The 17,358-nt window shown below is 65.4% G+C and carries 15 protein-coding genes and 2 tRNA genes; 7 read left to right on the top strand and 10 right to left on the bottom strand.

Translation table 11 applies throughout. From position 1 onward, the window contains the following. The first annotated feature begins 21 nt into the window (after positions 1-21). The 3 genes from CCR79_RS00400 to pgsA all read left to right on the top strand — a co-directional run bounded on the left by CCR79_RS00400 (position 22) and on the right by pgsA (position 3,296). A complete protein-coding gene (locus tag CCR79_RS00400; protein WP_201167241.1) occupies positions 22-672 on the top strand; it encodes a response regulator in 651 nt (216 codons plus the stop codon). A 221-nt stretch (positions 673-893) separates the two neighbouring features. Then, positions 894-2,735: an excinuclease ABC subunit UvrC gene (uvrC, locus tag CCR79_RS00395; protein ID WP_201167239.1), complete on the top strand. Its 1,842-nt coding sequence runs from the start codon at positions 894-896 to the stop codon at positions 2,733-2,735. Positions 2,736-2,744: 9 nt separating this feature from the next. Continuing rightward, positions 2,745-3,296: a CDP-diacylglycerol--glycerol-3-phosphate 3-phosphatidyltransferase gene (gene pgsA, locus CCR79_RS00390; protein ID WP_201167237.1), complete on the top strand. Its 552-nt coding sequence runs from the start codon at positions 2,745-2,747 to the stop codon at positions 3,294-3,296. A gap of 183 nt (positions 3,297-3,479) precedes the next feature. On the opposite strand, the gene CCR79_RS00385 is transcribed toward pgsA, so the two are convergent. From CCR79_RS00385 to CCR79_RS00355, 7 genes are all read right to left on the bottom strand, one after another. After that, positions 3,480-3,564 (bottom strand) — tRNA-Leu (locus CCR79_RS00385). Between the two features lie 61 nt (positions 3,565-3,625). Further along, a tRNA-Cys gene (locus CCR79_RS00380) sits at positions 3,626-3,699 on the bottom strand. Between the two features lie 44 nt (positions 3,700-3,743). After that, a complete protein-coding gene (locus tag CCR79_RS00375; RefSeq protein WP_201167235.1) occupies positions 3,744-4,904 on the bottom strand; it encodes a LytR C-terminal domain-containing protein in 1,161 nt (386 codons plus the stop codon). 19 nt (positions 4,905-4,923) lie between these two features. After that, entirely contained in the window at positions 4,924-6,318 is a 1,395-nt protein-coding gene (gene hemN / locus CCR79_RS00370; protein WP_201167233.1) for an oxygen-independent coproporphyrinogen III oxidase, read from the bottom strand. A gap of 63 nt (positions 6,319-6,381) precedes the next feature. Beyond that, positions 6,382-7,599 (bottom strand): beta-ketoacyl-ACP synthase I, encoded by a 1,218-nt coding sequence (fabB, locus tag CCR79_RS00365; protein ID WP_201167231.1) that lies wholly within the window; start codon positions 7,597-7,599, stop codon positions 6,382-6,384. Between the two features lie 38 nt (positions 7,600-7,637). Beyond that, positions 7,638-8,162, bottom strand: a complete 525-nt coding sequence (fabA, locus tag CCR79_RS00360) for a bifunctional 3-hydroxydecanoyl-ACP dehydratase/trans-2-decenoyl-ACP isomerase (RefSeq protein ID WP_201167229.1) — start codon at positions 8,160-8,162, stop codon at positions 7,638-7,640. Between the two features lie 175 nt (positions 8,163-8,337). Then, positions 8,338-8,853, bottom strand: coding sequence for a DUF4168 domain-containing protein (locus CCR79_RS00355; protein ID WP_201167227.1), 516 nt, complete (start codon positions 8,851-8,853; stop codon positions 8,338-8,340). A 220-nt stretch (positions 8,854-9,073) separates the two neighbouring features. Between CCR79_RS00355 and CCR79_RS00350 the strand changes: the two genes are divergently transcribed. Beyond that, positions 9,074-10,627, top strand: coding sequence for a peptide chain release factor 3 (locus CCR79_RS00350; RefSeq protein WP_201167225.1), 1,554 nt, complete (start codon positions 9,074-9,076; stop codon positions 10,625-10,627). On the opposite strand, the gene CCR79_RS00345 is transcribed toward CCR79_RS00350, so the two are convergent. After that, positions 10,624-11,823 carry a TraB/GumN family protein gene (locus tag CCR79_RS00345; RefSeq protein ID WP_201167223.1) on the bottom strand — a complete coding sequence of 400 codons (1,200 nt, stop codon included), beginning with the start codon at positions 11,821-11,823 and terminating at the stop codon, positions 10,624-10,626. The genes CCR79_RS00350 and CCR79_RS00345 overlap by 4 nt on opposite strands. 72 nt (positions 11,824-11,895) lie before the next feature. On the opposite strand from CCR79_RS00345, the gene CCR79_RS00340 reads away from it, so the two are divergent. Further along, complete coding sequence (locus tag CCR79_RS00340; protein ID WP_201167220.1) at positions 11,896-12,648, top strand: zinc-dependent peptidase; 753 nt, start codon at positions 11,896-11,898, stop codon at positions 12,646-12,648. 60 nt (positions 12,649-12,708) lie between these two features. On the opposite strand, the gene CCR79_RS00335 is transcribed toward CCR79_RS00340, so the two are convergent. Both CCR79_RS00335 and mobB read right to left on the bottom strand, forming a co-directional pair. Then, positions 12,709-14,610 carry a propionyl-CoA synthetase gene (locus tag CCR79_RS00335; RefSeq protein ID WP_201167217.1) on the bottom strand — a complete coding sequence of 634 codons (1,902 nt, stop codon included), beginning with the start codon at positions 14,608-14,610 and terminating at the stop codon, positions 12,709-12,711. Positions 14,611-14,759: 149 nt separating this feature from the next. Next, positions 14,760-15,383 (bottom strand): molybdopterin-guanine dinucleotide biosynthesis protein B, encoded by a 624-nt coding sequence (gene mobB / locus CCR79_RS00330; RefSeq protein WP_201167215.1) that lies wholly within the window; start codon positions 15,381-15,383, stop codon positions 14,760-14,762. A gap of 175 nt (positions 15,384-15,558) precedes the next feature. Here mobB and CCR79_RS00325 point away from each other — a divergent pair, with 175 nt between their 5' ends. Both CCR79_RS00325 and CCR79_RS00320 read left to right on the top strand, forming a co-directional pair. Then, a complete protein-coding gene (locus tag CCR79_RS00325) occupies positions 15,559-16,467 on the top strand; it encodes an NAD(P)-dependent oxidoreductase (protein WP_345941474.1) in 909 nt (302 codons plus the stop codon). A 105-nt stretch (positions 16,468-16,572) separates the two neighbouring features. Next, positions 16,573-17,346: an SDR family oxidoreductase gene (locus tag CCR79_RS00320; protein ID WP_201167208.1), complete on the top strand. Its 774-nt coding sequence runs from the start codon at positions 16,573-16,575 to the stop codon at positions 17,344-17,346. Positions 17,347-17,358: the final 12 nt, after the last annotated feature.

The raw sequence follows: 17,358 nt of genomic DNA, 5'->3' as shown, positions 1-17,358 counted from the left end.
GAGCGGTTTCGAGGTGGGTGGATGATTCGCATTGTTCTGGCAGACGATCACCGCCTGGTCCGGCAGGCCATCGAGGGAATGCTCCGGGATATCCCGGACCTCCAGATCGTTGAGCAGGTACAGAACGGCGAGCAGGCCCTGTCTGCAGTGCGCGAGCATGAGCCCGATGTGGTTCTCATGGATCTTCAGATGCCAGGCATGGGGGGGATCGAGGCCACACGGCGCTTGTCCCGTAGCCACCCGAAGGTCGGCGTGATCGCGGTCACCATTTATGACTCGGGGCCCTATCCGGCCCACGCGCTGCGGGCGGGCGCCAGGGGATATGTGCACAAGGGGGCGGACCGGGAAGAGTTGATCGAGGCTATCCGCTCGGTCTACCTCGGACGCCGTTATATCTGTTCGGAGGTCGCCCGGCACGTGGCCCTGGTCAGCCTGGACGGCACCGGCGAGAGCCCGTTCGATGGTCTGACTTCCCGCGAGTTCGAGGTGCTGATGCGCATCCTCAACGGACAGCGGGGGACCAGCATCGCCAAGGAGCTGTGCCTGAGCCCCAAGACCGTGAGCACCTACCGCGGTCGTCTCTACGAACGGCTGGGCGTGCGTAACGATGCCCAGTTGACGCGGGTTGCCCTCGACTACGGTCTGCTTGACTCCAAGCCCCCCGAGTCCTGAGCGTTTCCTCGCCTGCGGGTGGCGGTCGGGGGTGTCACGGGCCGCGGCTGTTGCCCGCGCGCCTGGTGCCGGCGCGGCCGCCATGACTCCGACTGTGTTCCGCTCCGGTGGACAGTGGCTGAAGGAGCGGGTACAACACCCGGACTCTCCAGAACCGGGTTTCCGGGGGGCGACGGCAGGCGGTCAGACCGGCTCAACAGCAGGGCAGGGCATGGAACGGGATGAGCAAGGGTTCGGCAGAGCAGATCTCCGGGCGTGAGGCGTTGCGCGAGCGGGTCCGCAGCCTGCCGGAGCGGCCGGGCGTTTACCGCATGCTCAGCGCCGAAGGCACCATCATTTACGTCGGTAAGGCCCGCAATCTGCGTCGGCGCGTCTCCAGCTACTTTACGCCGTCCCGCAAGACGCCCAAGACGGAGCGGCTCGTCCAGCTCATTGCCGATATCCAGATCACGGTGACGCACACCGAGGCCGAGGCGCTGATCCTGGAGAACAACCTGATCAAAGAGCACCGGCCGCGCTATAACGTCCTGCTGCGGGACGACAAGTCGTACCCGTATATCTACCTCTCCAGTCATCAACAGTTTCCGCGGCTAGGCTACCACCGGGGCGGCCGGAAGGGGGCGGGCCGATTCTTCGGGCCTTACCCGAACTCCACGGCCGTGCGCGAGACGCTCGGTCATCTGCAGAAGGTCTTCCCCATACGGCAGTGCCGGGACACGTTCTTCCGGAACCGCTCGCGCCCCTGCCTGCAATACCAGATCCGACGCTGCACGGCGCCCTGTGTCGGGTACATCAGCGAGGAAGACTATCGCCGCGAGGTGCGGGACGTGGAGCTCTTCCTGGAAGGGCGCTCCGGCGAGGTCATTGCCGAGCTGGTCGAGCGCATGGAGGAGGCCGCGGAGAACCTGGCGTTCGAGCAGGCGGCGCGCCTGCGTGACCGCATTGCCAATCTCCGGCACATCCAGCAGCGGCAGTACGTCGCGCAGGACCGGGACGACGACATGGATGTGGTTGCCTGCGTGGCAGAGGGGGATACGGCCTGCGTTCAGGTTTTTTTCATTCGCGGCGGCAACAGCCTGGGCAACCAGTCGTACTTCCCCAACGTGCCGGGAGGCAGTCGCGAGACCGATATCCTGGCAAGCTTTCTGGCTCAGCACTACATCGGCCGTGCCGCCCCCCCAGAGGTCGTGATCAATCGCCCGGTCCGCGAGCAACGCCTGCTCGAAGAGACCCTGCGCACCCCCTCTGGCGGCGCGGTGGCGATCCGCCATCGTGTGCGCGGCGACCGTCGCCGCTGGGTCGAGATGGCCGAGGAGAATGCCCGCTACGCCCTGTCGGCACGCAGTGCCTCCACGTCCAGCCAACGCAAGCGCTACAGCGCGCTTGCCGAGATCATCGACAGCGACATGCCGCCGGAGCGGATCGAGTGCTTCGACATCTCCCACACCGGCGGCGAGGCAACCGTGGCCTCCTGCGTGGTCTTCAATCAGGAGGGGCCGGTCAAGAGCGACTATCGTCGCTTCAACATCCGCGATGTAACGGCCGGCGACGACTATGCGGCCATGCACCAGGCGCTGACGCGGCGCTACCGGCGCGTGCAGAGCGGCGAGGCACCGCTGCCCGACCTCTTGCTAATCGATGGAGGAAAGGGGCAAGTTGCACAGGCACGGGAAGTCCTCGACCAACTGGGTATCGACGGCGTCGCCCTGATGGGGATCGCCAAGGGGCCGGAGCGTCGCCCCGGTGAGGAGACCCTGCTGCTCGATGACGGGGAGCGGGAACTCGAGTTGCCGGCGGATTCGCCGGCGCTTCACCTGTTGCAGCAAGTGCGTGACGAAGCCCACCGCTTTGCGGTCAGTGGTCATCGCCAGCGCCGCGGCAAGGCACGACGGGAGTCGATCCTGGAAGAGATCCCAGGACTGGGGCCGAAACGCCGCCAGAGCCTGCTGAAACACTTCGGGGGGATGCAGGGAATCCGCCAGGCGGGCGTCGAGGACCTGGCCTGCGTGCCCGGCATCAACCGCTCGCTCGCTCAACGGATCTACGACACGTTCCACGGCTAGGACACCATCATGACGCTGACTCTGCCCACCGCGCTCACACTGTTCCGCATCGTGCTGATCCCGGTCTTCGGGCTCTGCTTCCTCCTGCCTCCGCCGTGGACCAACCTGCTCACCGTGGCCGTGTTCGCCTTAGCGGCGATCACCGACTGGCTTGATGGGTACCTGGCCCGCCGACTCAACCAGTCGTCGGATTTTGGCGCGTTCCTGGACCCGGTGGCGGACAAGCTTATGGTGGCCGTAGCGCTGGTTGCCCTCGTGGCGGTCTACCCCGGACTCTGGATGGCGATCCCGGCGGCGGTGATCATTGGTCGCGAAATCGCGGTCTCGGCATTGCGCGAGTGGATGGCGGAGATCGGCAAGCGGGCTAGTGTAGCGGTGAACCAGATGGGCAAGCTGAAGACGGCCGCGCAGATGGCGGCCATCCTCATGCTGCTCTATCGCGAACCCATCCTTGGGATACCGATTCCCGAGATCGGATTCATTCTGGTCTGGATGGCGGCACTTCTGACCCTCTACTCCGCCTACGTCTACATGCGAGCGGCGATGGAGGTCCTAGACTGACACGTGGATGGGACGGGCAGGGCGCGGGCGACTAGGCCGCCTTCGGCCGCCGGCACCCCGCCGCCGGTTTGAGCCGGCCCTTCGAGGGGGCATCGTTTGGTGCCGACAGCCATCGAGTTGCGGGATCGGGGTAGAGGCCGCGTAGGCCGCGTAGGCCGCGTAGGCGCGGCAAGGCGCCCGGCATGGTGCCCAGGGCCGGACTCGAACCGGCACGGCATAAGCCTGGCGATTTTAAGTCGCCTGCGTCTACCAGTTCCGCCACCTGGGCAGGCGGGGGATCGACTTCGCCATGACATTTGGAGGGGGCGATAGCCGATGGGGAAAGGTGGTGGAGGCTAGGGCGGGAATCGAACCCACGTACACGGCTTTGCAGGCCGCTGCATCACCACTCTGCCACCTAGCCAGCGCGTCGCATGATAGCGATACAGTGCTCCGAGGGCAAGGGGGCTACTCCAGGTCGAAGCCGACGAGCACGGCGATTTCGGCCTGATCAGGCAGATCCTCCCGCTGCTCGATCAGCTGATTGCCCGGGAGGGCGCGGGCGATCTCCCGAGCCCGTTCGGCATGCCCCGGCCGATAGAGGATCTTTGTGCGGTCCCGGCGGGCCACGTCGTCCTCCTCACGGGCTTCCGCAACCGATAGCTCAAGGGTCTCCAGGGTATCGACGACCAGGGCTGTCAGTTCCGGTATACCGGAGTGGTTCAGCACGACAACGCCTCCGGTCGCCTCGGGTTCGGGAACCTCGGGACGCGTCAGCAGCCGGCGCTCAATATCCCCCACCCGCCGATCCAGGCGCTCGATCGCTGTCTCGTTGGCGGCAATACGCTCGCGGAGGCTATCCAGATCGCGATCCGGCGGGCGATGCCGGTACGTCCACGTAGCGAAGATCGCCCGCTCGGGCTCAGCGTTGCGCTGCACGGTATCGAACTGAGCCAGGAACTGGAGCTCGGAGTTGCCCGTGATGCGAAACCGAATGCCCGGACGGAAGGACAGGCTCTGCTGATCCCGAGTCGTCGATCCCAGCCCCTGGGTGCCGCGGATCCCGAGATAGGGCTCGGCATCGATGTCGGTATCCAGACCCACACCGGCCTCGGCGGTTAGCCGATTCGCCAGCCGATAGTCGAGGTCGCCGCTGCCGGGATCTTGGCGGTGGTCGTGGCGCTCGAGAGCGCCGCGGAGGTAGAAGGCTCCGGGGACCAGCCAGTCCTCGCCCCGGAAATCGGCACTGACCCCGTAGTTGTGCGATCCGCTCCCAACTCGCTCCCCGGAGTCTGCCGGGTCGAAGGTGGTGTAGCCCCGCAGCACCGCCCGGCGACGCCCGTCGTCGTGGATCCGGAAGGAGAAGTCGGTACGGAACGAGCTGCGCAGAGCGTACTCGTCCTCTTCAAGGTCGTGCCGGTAGGGAACCGTGATCGCGACGTCGAAAGGCCCCGGAAGACCGGCGCGCAGCGTGGGCAGGATATCCATGGTCGTGCCCTGGCCCGCGCCGAAATAGCTGAATCCCAGGGTCCCGCGTGCATCGACTTGCCCGGGGTCCAGAACTTGCGTATCGGGGAGGGTCGGCCCGGCCACGGCGCTTGCCGCCGTGGCCAGGGCCGATGCGGCCACGCCCCCTCGCCAGAGCCTCCTACAGCACGCGGCTATAGCGCTTGCCCTCATTGGCTTCGCGCTCCAGGTAGGCATCGAAGGCCATGGCGACGTGGCGGAGCATTAACCGCCCTCTTGGAAGTACCTGAAGGTGGCGGTCGTCCATCTCCATCAGCCCGTCTTCAACCAGCGGCTGCAGCCGTTCCAGGGCATCGGCGAAGTACTCGTTGAAGTTGATGCCGTGCCGCGCCTCAATGTCCGCGTAATCGAGACGGGAGTGGCACATGACCTCGATGATCACCTCCCGGCGTAGCAGATCATCCTCGTTCAGCTCGTAGCCGCGGAAGACCGCCAGGTCGCCGTTGGCGATGCGCTGCTGGTACTCCTCGGGATCCCGCAGGTTCTGGCTGTAGGTGTTGCCGATCTTGCCGATGGAAGTGGACCCCAGGGCGATCAGGTCGCACTCGGCACGTGTGGAGTACCCCTGGAAGTTACGGTGCAGGGTGCCTTTCTTCTGCGCCACGGCCAGTTCGTCATCGGGCAGGGCGAAGTGATCCATGCCGATAAAGACGTAACCGGCCTCGGTGAGTTTCTCGATGGTGCGCCCAAAGATGGTCAGCTTGTCCTCGGGACCGGGCAGCTCGTCCTCGTTGATCTGCCGCTGGATCTTGAACAGGTGCGGCAGGTGGGCGTAGTTGTAGATCGCCAAGCGCTCAGGGCGCAGTTCAATGACCTCGTCCAGGGTCTCCTCGAAGGATTCCACCGTTTGCTTGGGGAGGCCGTAGATGAGATCGACGTTGGTCGAGCGGAACCCGTGTCGCCGGCCTTCCTCGATGATCGAACGGCAGAGTTCGGCACTCTGTACGCGGTTGACCGCTGCCTGCACGTCCTCGTTGAAGTCCTGAACGCCTACGCTCATGCGGTTGAAACCGAGCTCGGCGAGGCGACCGATATCCTCGAGCTGCACGTCGCGCGGGTCGATCTCGATGGAGAACTCCCGGTGATCGGTGTCGTCGAGGGTGAACTGCTCGCGCAGCTTCTCGACCAGGCGGCCCAGATCGTCGACCGTGAGGTAGTTGGGGGTGCCGCCTCCCAGGTGCAGTTGCTCAACGCGTCGGTGGTCTCCGAAAAGTTGTGCCTGGAGCTCGATCTCCCTGAACACGTGCTCCAGGTACTCCTGGGCACGGCCGTAATTCGCCGTCACGATCTTGTTGCACGCGCAATAGAAGCAAACATTGCGGCAGAACGGCACGTGCACATAGACCGACAGGGGGTTGGGGTGATCCGCCTCGTTGGTGGCCCGGGCTGCCGCGGCGTAAGCCTGGGCGTCAAACCCTTCATGGAATTGGGGCGCCGTCGGGTACGACGTATAGCGCGGTCCGCTTACATCGTAGCGGCGCAGCAAATCGCGATCGAAGTCAAGCCGTTGTTCCATAAGAGACCTTTACGCCCTAATCGCTTGGAGGCCAGCGGCGCCGGGGTGCCGGCACCGCCCCGTTCAGCCGTCGAAACGGCGTAGTGCCAGCGTTGCGTTCGTACCACCGAAGCCGAAGCTGTTGGTGAGCACGGTAGTCAGCTTAACCCCCTCGCGCGTCTCGGTGACGATGGGCACGTCACCTGCCTCGGGGTCGAGCTGCTCGATGTTGATCGAGGGCGAGATAAACCCTTGCTCCATCATCAGGAGCGAGTAGATGACTTCCTGGACCCCGGTGGCGCCCAAGGAGTGGCCGGTCAGCGACTTAGTCGACGACATCGGCGGCATGCTGTCCCCGAAGACCTCCCGCGTGGCCTCGAGCTCGGTGATATCGCCGGCCGGGGTGCTGGTGCCGTGGGTATTGATGTAGTCGACCGGCCCTTCGACGTCTTCGAGGGCCTGGCGCATGCAGCGCGCCGCCCCCTCTCCGGACGGGGCGACCATGTCGTAACCATCGGAGGTCGCTCCGAAGCCAACCAACTCGGCGAGGATCGGAGCGCCACGCGCCTGGGCATGCTCAAGCGACTCGACCACGACCATACCGCCCCCGCCGGCAATCACGAAGCCGTCGCGGCTGGCATCGTAAGGGCGGGATGCCTGCTCGGGGGTGTCGTTGTACTTGGTCGACAACGCGCCCATGCCGTCGAATAACTGGGTCAGCGACCAGTGCTCCTCTTCACCGCCCCCGGCGAAGATCAGGTCCTGTTTGCCCAACTGAATCTGCTCCATGGCCGCCCCGATGCAGTGAGCACTGGTCGCACAGGCAGAAGTGATGGAGTAATTGAGGCCCTTGATCCGGAACGGTGTCGCCAGGCAGGCCGAGACGGTGCTCCCCATGGTGCGCGTGACGCCGTAAGGGCCGATCTTCCGGACCCCACGGCTGCGCAAGGTCTCGGTGGCGCTGACGATATTCGCTGTCGACGCGCCGCCTGAACCGGCGATCAGGCCAACACGCGGGCTCGAGATGGAATCGTAGTCCAGGGCCGCATCGGCGATCGCCTGGTCCATGGCGATGTAGCTGTAGGCGGCGGCATCGCCCATGAAACGCAGGGATTTGCGGGGGATGTGATCTTGGAGATCGATGTCGCAGCTGCCGGCGACGAGGCTGCGCAGGCCGACCTCCTCGTATTCGGGCTGGTAACGAATCCCGGACCTGCCGGCCCGCAAAGACGCCGTGACTTCATCGCGGCTGTTGCCGATGCACGACACGATGCCCAGACCGGTAATTACCACTCGACGCACGATATTCCTCCTGTCACTCCTGGCGTCCGCGCCTGATCCTATGCCCCGTTCAGCTCGCCGGTGTTCTGGAAGAGCCCGACTTTCAGATCAGTAGCTTCGTAGATCGTCTCGCCGTCGACAGACACGCTGCCATCGGCGATCCCCATGACCAGCCGGCGGTTGATCACGCGCTTCAGCGCCACATTGTACGTAACCAGCCGATTGTCCGGGAGTATCTGTCCGGTAAATTTCACCTCGCCGCAACCCAGCGCGCGACCGGCCCCGTTGCCTCCGATCCAGCCGAGGTAGAAGCCGACCATCTGCCAGAGTGCATCGAGACCCAGACAGCCGGGCATCACCGGATCGCCCGGGAAGTGGCAGCGGAAAAACCAGAGTTCCGGATGGATGTCCAGCTCAGCGACCACCTCACCCTTGCCGTACGTCCCGCCGTCATCATTGATCCGGGTGATGCGGTCGAACATGAGCATGTTCGGGCTCGGGAGCTGGGGGTTCCCCGGGCCGAAGAGCCGGCCATGACCGCTGAGCAGGAGTTCGTCTCGGTTGTAGCTGTGTTGCTTGACCATGCGACCTTCTTGGAGAGTTCAGCGTCGAAAGAGAGGGCGGTTTTGCGCCGGTGCGGCCGCTATCGTACACACTCCCGTCTGAACTAGCCACGCACCCGCTGCCGCACTCGGGCAAAAAAAACCCGGCCCTGCGTGGGGGCCGGGGTGGTTCGGCGCGCGGCTAGGGGCCGAGCGTTCAGCCGCCTTCGCGCTCATGGATCTTGGACGAGACCTCGTCGCGCAGTTCCGGATCCATGTCCATGGCATTGGCGATCTCAGAGTACTCGGGAACGCTCAGGCCGTTGTCCTCGATCGCCGCCACCATCTCATCGTTGGCCTGCTCCTGCAGCTCACGAGCGTCCTCGGCGCCATCGGTGCCTTCGATCTCGGAGGTGTACTGCTCTTGGATGTCGATGATGTCCAGATAAGCGTCAACAAAGCGCTCGATCTGGTCGCTGCTGAAGGTGGCCTGGTCAGGCTCCGGCTGGGCCATGCCCGGGTCCTGCTGCTGCATGCCGGGGTCCTGTTGCTCCATGCCCGGCTCCTGCTGCTGCATGCCGGGGTCCTGTTGCCCCATCCCCGGATCCTGCTGCTGCATACCGGGATCCTGCTGCCCCATGCCCGGATCCTGCTGGGCCTGGGCGCTCACGCTGAACACCAGCGCCAGGGCAGCTGCCGTGGCAGGGAGCTTGATCCACTGTTGGTTCTTCATGCTGAGGACTCCTCTTGCACCATTACCGAATGTACATGCCGCCGCGACACAGCCGGTCTGCCGTCCGGTCCCGGCGCGCTGCCTGGTGCGACATCACCAGGCCCGCTCAGGTTCCCGCCCGGCCATCGGTGCCAGCCTCAGGAGACGACGCAACGGCCGGGCTTCGGGTAGAATCGTACGGTTTCATGATGCGCGGATTCACCCCCGTTCAGGAGACCCGATGCAAGACGTGGCCACCGAGGCAGCGAAGCGACGCACCTTCGCCATCATCTCGCACCCCGACGCCGGCAAGACCACACTGACCGAGAAATTGCTCTATTACGGGGGCGCCATCCAGATGGCGGGCTCCGTGAAGGGCCGCAAATCCAAGCTTCACGCGACCTCCGACTGGATGGCGATGGAGCAGGAGCGGGGGATATCCGTAACCTCCTCGGTCATGCAGTTCCCCTATCGCGAGCGCATTCTGAACCTGCTCGACACACCGGGGCACGGAGACTTCTCCGAAGACACCTATCGCACCCTGACCGCGGTCGACTCGGCCCTGATGGTCATCGATATCGCCAAGGGCGTCGAGGAGCGCACCGTGCAGCTGATGGACGTCTGCCGGATGCGGGATACGCCCATTACGACGTTCATCAACAAGCTCGACCGCGAAGGCCGTGACCCGGTCGAGGTTCTCGACGAGGTGGAGTCGGTCCTGCGCATCCGCTGCGCGCCGGTGACCTGGCCGCTGGGGATGGGCCGGGGCTTTCGCGGTGTCTACCACCTCAACCTGGACCAGGTGCGACTGTTCGCCGATGGCGAGGTCATCCAGGGGCTGGACAACCCGCGCCTTGACGAGCTCTTCCCGGGAGAGGTGGACGAGTGGCGCGAGCAGATCGAGCTGGTCCGCGAGGCCAGCGATTCCTTCGATCCTGAGGCTTACCTCGCCGGGCGCCTGACGCCGGTCTATTTCGGTTCGGCGGTTAACGACTTCGGCATCCGCGAGCTGCTGGACGACTTTGTTGAGCATGCCCCGGCGCCGCGCAGCCGCGATGCCGGCCGCGAGGTCCACGCCGACGAGGGGCGTTTCACCGGATTCGTCTTCAAGATCCAGGCGAATATGGACCCGCAGCACCGTGATCGCATTGCATTCCTGCGCGTCTGTTCAGGTCGTTTCGAGCCCGGCATGAAGCTCTACCAGGTACGCACCGGCAAGAGCATGAAGATCCCCCGCGCCACCACCTTCATGGCCAGTGACCGCTCCCATGCCGAGACGGCGGCTCCCGGGGATATCATCGGTATCCACAACCACGGCACCATCATCATCGGCGATGCCTTCACCGAGGGCGAGCCGCTGCATTTTACGGGGATCCCCGACTTTGCACCGGAGCTCTTCCGTCGCGTCGTTCTTCGGGATCCGATGCGAATGAAGGCCTTACAAAAAGGACTTGAACAACTGTGTGAAGAGGGGGCAACCCAGCTATTCCGCCCGCTACTCGGCAGTGACTGGATCGTCGGTGCTGTCGGCACCCTGCAGTTCGACGTGGCTGCGTACCGCCTGCGCAAGGAGTATGGCGTCGAGTGCACCTTCGAGGGCGTCCAGGTCTACACCGCACGCTGGGTGACCGGCGACGATCCCAAGATGCTCGAACGCTTCCGGGAGCGCAACGAGTCCGCGCTGGCCTGGGACGGCACCGGGGCGCTGGCGTATCTCGCCCCGACCCGGGCCAACCTCGAGCTGACCCAGGAGCGCTGGCCGGACCTGGGCTTCCACGCAACGCGGGACCGCTAGGCGGCGATCAGCCGCTCGATGATGCGTGCACCGGCCAGATAGGTGCCGATGGCCGAGCCCAGTGAGGCAAAGAAGAATACAAGCAGGGTGCGGGCCACCCGGTTGGTCCACCACCCGCGCCAGTGGGCCACATGTTGACGCAAGGCGCGGAAATCGCCGACCCGAGGCCGCCGCACGGTCAGCTCGATGGCGGCAGCCACGAAGCCGGCGCCGATGGTCGGATTGAGCGAGGTCAGGGGGGCGGCCAGGAAGGCGCCAGCCACGGTCACCGGGTGGCCGTAGGCGAGGGCTGCTCCCAGTGCCGAGAAGCCGCCATTGATCAGCACCCAGGTCGCAACCAGAGTCCAGCCCAGCTCCGGGCTGCGGCTAAATCCGATGACGAAGCCGGAGATGATCACGATGGCCACCAAGTAGGCCAAGTAGCGTGGCCAGCGTGCCGGCGGCGGCACCCGTTCCAGCGCCTCGCGCTCGACCCCCGGATCCTCCCAGGCCTGCCCCAGGTACCGCGCCACCCCCTCGAGGTGTCCGGCGCCGAGCACGACGAGGACACGCTTGTAGCGCCCAGCCGCGGACTCCAGCAACCGCGCGGCCATATAGCGATCCCGCTCATCGATCAGTGGCTGGTACAGGGCCCGGCTGCTCTGGGCCAACTCGCGGAATGTCGACTCCAGCAGGTCCCCCTGCTTGAGCCGCTCCACTTCCTCGCTACTGATTCGCTGGGAGGAGGCGAGGCTGCCGATCAGGCCGCCGATCAGGCCAAAGCGTTGCCACCAGGGCACGTTGCGATAGAGCCGCCGCATGGTAACGCCGACCTCCCGGTCCACCAGCACCAGATCGGCGCCCTGGCGTTCGGCCCCAGCGGCGGCTGCCTTCATCTCTGCCCCGGGGTCCACGCCGAGCTGCTCGGCCAGGCGCTGTTGATACGCCCCCAGGGCCAGACTGGCCATGACCAGCCCACCACGCCCCTCACGGAGTGTCTGGAAAAGATCCATCCGCTCCAGGTGGTCGGGCTCGCGGAAGGCGCGCAGGCGGCTCTCGCAGAGCTCGATGGCCACCGCGTCGTAGGCGCCGCCGGCCACTTCACGCTCGACCTCTTCGGTACTGGCCCGGGAGATGTGCGCCGTGCCCAGGAGTACGAACTCGGTGCCGTTAACGTTGATGTGCTTGCGCGGACCGCAGGGGGTGGTTTCTGGCATGATCGGCTTTCCAGTGGCAACGGTGGTGGATTATGACCCAGGCGAGCCCAAGATCCCAAGGGAGGCGTGGACGTGGGATGGCTGCGTAATTGGCGCCGCCGCCGTGTTGCCCGCGCTTACAGGCTCTCGCCCGGCGCCTGGAGCCGCGCCGAGGCAGCGCTGCCCGGGCTGCGCCGGCTGGATGCTGCCAAGCGGCAACGCCTGGCAGCCGTTGCGGCTGCGCTGGTTCACGAGAAGCGCTTCGAAGGCCTGGCCGGCGTTACAGTCGATGCGCAAGCCATCGACACAGTGGCACTGCAAGCTGCTGTGCCCGTCTTGGAGCTGGGACTGGACTGGTATGCGCCTTGGGCGACCGTCCTTCTGTATCCAGCCGGCTTCATCGCCACCCATGAGTACGAGGATGAAGACGGCATCGTGCACATCGAGGAGGGACCGTTAATCGGCGAGGCGTGGGAAGGGGGCCCGCTGGTCCTCTCCCTTGAGGACGCCCTGGAACCGGAGCCGGGTAGCAGCGTGGTCATCCACGAGTGCGCGCACAAGCTGGATATGGGTCAGGGCGCGGTCAACGGGCTGCCGGCGCTGCCGAGCGGGATGGCCGTCGAGGACTGGTCGGCGGCCTTCCTGCCGGCGTTCAGCACGATGGAGACTTACGCGGCGGAAGAGGGGAGCGACGCGGCCCCACTCGACCCCTACGCCGGGCAGGATCCCGGTGAATTCTTCGCGGTAGCCACGGAGACCTTCTTCGCCGACCCGCGGCGGCTGCGCCGATCCTTCCCGGCGGTTTACGAGCAGCTTGAGCGGTTCTATGGCTGGTCACTGGGCTAGGCGCCCCGGCGCGGGGGCCCCGTGGGGCGCGGCGCTTTGGCCGCGCCCGACACGGCGACGTCAGGTGTGACGTCCCAAATTGTAGGCCTGAATCGCGTCCGCGATCTCGTCCAGGCTCGAGACGTCGTCGATGGTCGAAGGAGTGGGAACCTGCTCGCGCGCCTCCTTCGCGAGCGTCCGGATACTCTTGCGCAGGATCTTCCCGGAACGGGTCTTGGGCAGTTTCTGGACTACGGCGACCCGGCGCAGGGAAGCAATGGCGCCAATCTCGTTGCGGATCATGCCGGTCAGATCCGACTCGATGCGCTCTTGGTCGATGTCACTGCCATCCTTGAGCACCACGAAGGCCACCGGCAGCTCGCCCTTGGTGTCGTCGTGGATACCAACCACAGCGCACTCGGCCACTGCCGGGTGATCGCCGATGACCTCTTCCATCTCGCCGGTGGAGAGGCGGTGGCCGGCTACGTTGATCACATCATCCACCCGGCCCATGACGTAGACGTAGCCGTCCTCGTCGATGAACCCGCCATCCGAGGTGTCATAGAACCCCGGAAAGCGCTCCAGATACGACTTCTGAAAGCGGGCCTCGTCGTTCCAGAGGGTCGGCAGGCAGCCCGGTGGGAGCGGGAGCCGGATGGCCAGGTTGCCCTGTTCACCTGCCGGTAATTCGCGGCCGGAGTCGTCCAGTACGCGGATATCGTAACCGGCCATGGGTACGGTGGCGGAACCGCTCTTGACGGGCATGGGCTGAATACCCATTGGGTTGGCGACGATGGGCCAGCCCGTCTCTGTCTGCCACCAGTGATCGATCACCGGCCGTTGCAGGGTCTGTGAGAGCCACTCGTAGGTAGGGGGGTCGAGTCGCTCACCAGCAACAAAGACGTTCTCCAGGCAGGAGATGTCGTAGCGCTGCAGATGGCGCGCCTCGGGATCCTCCTTCTTGATGGCGCGGAAGGCGGTAGGAGCGGTGAAGAAAGCCTTGGCGCGGTACTCCGAGATCACCCGCCAGAAGGCACCGGCGTCGGGGGTGCGCACCGGCTTGCCCTCATAGACCACTGTGGTGCAGCCCCGAATCAAGGGGCCGTAGACGATGTAAGAGTGGCCGACGACCCAGCCGACGTCGGAGGCAGTCCAGAAGACGTCCCCCGGGTGCAGGTCGTAAACAGCTCCAAGACTCCAGTTCAGCGCCACGGCGTATCCGCCACTGTCCCGGACGACGCCCTTGGGTTTCCCGGTGGTACCCGAGGTGTAGAGGATGTAGAGCGGATCGGTGGCATCGACAGGCACCGGATCGGCCGGAGCGGCACCCGCTAAGCCGGTGTGCCAGTCCAGATCCCGTTCCTCGTCCCATTCCACCCCGGCCTGCGGGCGACTGACGTAGATCACCCGCTCCGGCTTGTGCTCCGCACGGCGCAGGGCCTCGTTGACCAGTGGCTGGTACGGGATAACCCGGTCGACCTCGATTCCGCAGCTCGCGGTGAGCACCACCCGTGGGCTGGCATCGTCGATCCGCACGGCGAGCTCGTTGGCGGCGAACCCACCGAACACCACCGAGTGGATGGCACCGAGCCGTGCACAAGCGAGCATGCTGATGACCGCCTCCGGGATCATCGGCATGTAGATGACCACCCGATCACCGCGGCCGACCCCCAGATCGCTCAGCATCCCGGCGGCGCGCGCCACCTCGTCGCGAAGCTGTCGGTAGGTGTACTGTTCTTTACCGCCGCTAACCGGTGAGTCGTAGAGGAGGGCGGGCTGATCGCCCCGGCCGGCATCGACATGCACGTCGAGCGCCAGCTGGGCGACGTTCAGGCGTCCTCCGCGAAACCAGCGTTGTCGTCCCTGTTCATCCTCCGCGAGGGCTGCTTGGGGCTCGGTCATCCACGCCAGGCGCCGCGCCTCGCGTAACCAGAACCCCTCCGGATCGTTGATCGACTCCTGATAAGTCTCCTGATAGCTCATGGCTCCCCTCCCTCCGTTGGGGGTGTCGCCGTCCCCGGGCTTATGCTTGTTATCGACCCGCGCGTACGCCCGCGCCGGTCCGCTCAATGTAACCCCGGTCCAGGCTGCAGGGAAGGGCAAGTACGCTTTTAACTTATTGATTCGACTTGTTAATAGTGAGGTGCCGGATTGCCGTCAGTACGCGCAATAATGCCGTGGATGCATTGCTCGACGAATGCTGCGATAGCGGCCTGGTCATCGAGATCCAGGCAGGGCAGCCCCGAAGGCACAGCCTGTGGCTCATCGGTGGCGACACCGAGTATCCCGGGTGCCCGGAAATCGGGGCGATCGGTCCCGGTGCGCTGGCTGTGGACCAGCAGTTGCCCGGCACCGCTGTGGCGGAATCCCTCGGCGATGATGACGTCAGCCCGTTCAGGGTCGATGGCCTGAAGCCGCCTGACGAGCAGATCCTCATCCCGCTCGGCAGTCGGGGTTTCGGTCAACAGCGCCCAGCGCCGAGCGGAGACCACCAGAACCTGCTCGGCGCCGGCCTCCCGAGCCCGATAGCTGTCCTTGCCCGGACGATCCATGTCAAAGCCGTGGTGGGCATGCTTGACCACGGCCGGGGACCAGCCACCGCGACGCATCCGCGCCACGAGCCCGGTGAGCAGGGTCGTCTTGCCCGCCCCCGAGTACCCGGTGACGGCGATAACCGGCCGGAGGGCCGGCAAGCGTGCCGCTTGCTGCAGGGCGTCTTCCGGAGGGGGCGGGCAGTGTCCACAGCCTGGCGGCATATTTTGTCGCCTCCTGTCTCAAGAGCTGAAAGATCATAGAATAACGAACAGGCTGTCGCGCAACCGCGCGCCAGGTGGTCTATTAACTGACACCCAGGGCCACGCTATGCACACCGCCTTCCTCGATGCAGGATCCCTCGATCTTGGAGATCTCGATCTCGGCCCGCTGCAACGGGTGGCTGATCCACTCGAGTGCTACCCCCGGACCCGTCCCGAGGCGCTGCTCCCCCGGCTCGAACCCGCCGAGGCGGCGATCGTCAACAAGGTCGTCATCGACGCTGAGGCCCTGGCCCGTCTTCCTAACCTGAGACTGATCGCGGTGGCGGCCACGGGCACCAACAATGTAGACCTGGACGCGGCCCGCGAACGGGGGGTCACCGTCGCGAACTGCCGGGGCTACGGGACCACTGCGGTGGCGCAGCACACGCTGGCCATGATCCTCAACCACTTCACGCGGATCCCCGCGGCCACGGCGCGGGTCCGGGCGGGGGAGTGGTGCAGCAGCGCCCATTTCAGCCTCATCGACTCCGGTCAGCGCGAAATATCCGGCCGGTGCCTGGGCATTCTCGGCTACGGCACCCTGGGTCAGCGGGTGGCGGCTTATGCCGAGGCCCTGGGCATGAAGGTCCGCGTAGCGGAACGGCCCGCAGCCGCGACCTGTCGCAGTGGCCGTGTGCCGTTCTACGACCTGTTACCCGAGGTGGATGTCCTGAGTCTACATTGCCCGTTGACGGAAACGACGGCCGGAGTCATCGACGCGCAGGCCCTGCGGCTGATGCGCCGCGATGCTTTACTGGTCAATACCGCTCGTGGGGGCCTGATCGATGAGCCGGCGCTGGCAGCGGCGCTGCGTAACGGGGAGATCGGTGCAGCGGCACTGGATGTTTTGACCAAGGAACCACCGCCACCGGAGCATCCGCTACTGGCTGCGGATCTACCGAATCTGGCGGTCACTCCGCATAGCGCATGGTCTGCGCTGGAGGCACGACAGCGCATTGTGGGGCAACTACGTGACATCCTGGCGGCCTTTGCAGCCGGAGAAGTGCCACCGAACCAGGTCGTCGGCCCGGACAACGACCCGTAAGGCGCTGACTGGTTACACTGGGTTTTTTCCTTGAATCGGAGCGGGGCCCGGTCCACACCCGCCCGGGTGGGGACGGGTCGCTGGGATCGAGTGAAGGAGTGCAGGATGAAGTGGCAGGACAACGATCTGGTCTTGGTAACCGGTGGCGGTAGTGGCCTAGGCAGGGCCCTGGTGCGCGGACTCGCCCGGGACGGGGCACAAGTGCTCACGGTAGGGCGGCGTGCCGAGCCGTTGGGTGAGACCGCCAGTGTCGCTCCTGAGCGCATCCGCACGTTGAGTGCAGATATTGCCAACCCGGAGGATCGCGCCCGCATTGTTGATGCTGCTCAGGGGTGGCGAGTCCGCGCCGTGGTCCACAACGCCGGTCTGCTAGACCCGGTGGGACCGCTCAGAGAGGTAGACCTCGAGGCCTGGCGACAGGCCATGGCCGTTAACGTCGAGGCTCCGGTCTTTCTCACCCAGGGGCTGTTGCCGCGCATGGAGCGGGGCAGCCGTATCCTGCATATCTCCTCGGGAGCGGCACACAAGCCATCGATGGGGTGGGGGGCCTACTGCACCAGCAAGGCCGCGCTGTTCATGATCTATCAGGTCTACCGGGACGAATTGTGGCGGGACGGTATCCTGGTGGGGTCCGTTCGCCCGGGTGTCGTGGATACCCCGATGCAGGATCACATCCGGACCCAGACGCCGGAGCGCTTCCCGGCCGTAGACCGATTCATCAAGCTCAAGCAGAACGGCCAGCTCCATACTCCGGAGGACGCCGCCGACTTCGTCCAGTGGGCGCTGCTGGAGACAGGCGACAAGCAGTTCATCGAGCAGGAATGGAACATCAGCGACGAGGACCACGCCCAGCGCTGGCGTGAGACCCGACAGGTCTGAGCACAGCGACAC

Origin of the sequence: Halorhodospira halophila (assembly GCF_016653405.1) — a bacterium.
GTDB lineage: Bacteria > Pseudomonadota > Gammaproteobacteria > Nitrococcales > Halorhodospiraceae > Halorhodospira > Halorhodospira halophila_A.
The sequence above is the reverse complement of the archived record's forward strand: the minus strand, read 5'-3'. Positions and strand labels throughout refer to the sequence as shown.

Coding starts and splice junctions, on each gene's coding strand:
- CCR79_RS00400 (WP_201167241.1), top strand. CDS start 22: ATGATTCGCATTGTTCTGGCAGACGATCACCGCCTGGTCCGGCAGGCC.
- uvrC (WP_201167239.1), top strand. CDS start 894: ATGAGCAAGGGTTCGGCAGAGCAGATCTCCGGGCGTGAGGCGTTGCGC.
- pgsA (WP_201167237.1), top strand. CDS start 2,745: ATGACGCTGACTCTGCCCACCGCGCTCACACTGTTCCGCATCGTGCTG.
- hemN (WP_201167233.1), bottom strand. CDS start 6,318: ATGGAACAACGGCTTGACTTCGATCGCGATTTGCTGCGCCGCTACGAT.
- fabA (WP_201167229.1), bottom strand. CDS start 8,162: ATGGTCAAGCAACACAGCTACAACCGAGACGAACTCCTGCTCAGCGGT.
- CCR79_RS00355 (WP_201167227.1), bottom strand. CDS start 8,853: ATGAAGAACCAACAGTGGATCAAGCTCCCTGCCACGGCAGCTGCCCTG.
- CCR79_RS00350 (WP_201167225.1), top strand. CDS start 9,074: ATGCAAGACGTGGCCACCGAGGCAGCGAAGCGACGCACCTTCGCCATC.
- CCR79_RS00345 (WP_201167223.1), bottom strand. CDS start 11,823: ATGCCAGAAACCACCCCCTGCGGTCCGCGCAAGCACATCAACGTTAAC.
- CCR79_RS00335 (WP_201167217.1), bottom strand. CDS start 14,610: ATGAGCTATCAGGAGACTTATCAGGAGTCGATCAACGATCCGGAGGGG.
- mobB (WP_201167215.1), bottom strand. CDS start 15,383: ATGCCGCCAGGCTGTGGACACTGCCCGCCCCCTCCGGAAGACGCCCTG.
- CCR79_RS00320 (WP_201167208.1), top strand. CDS start 16,573: ATGAAGTGGCAGGACAACGATCTGGTCTTGGTAACCGGTGGCGGTAGT.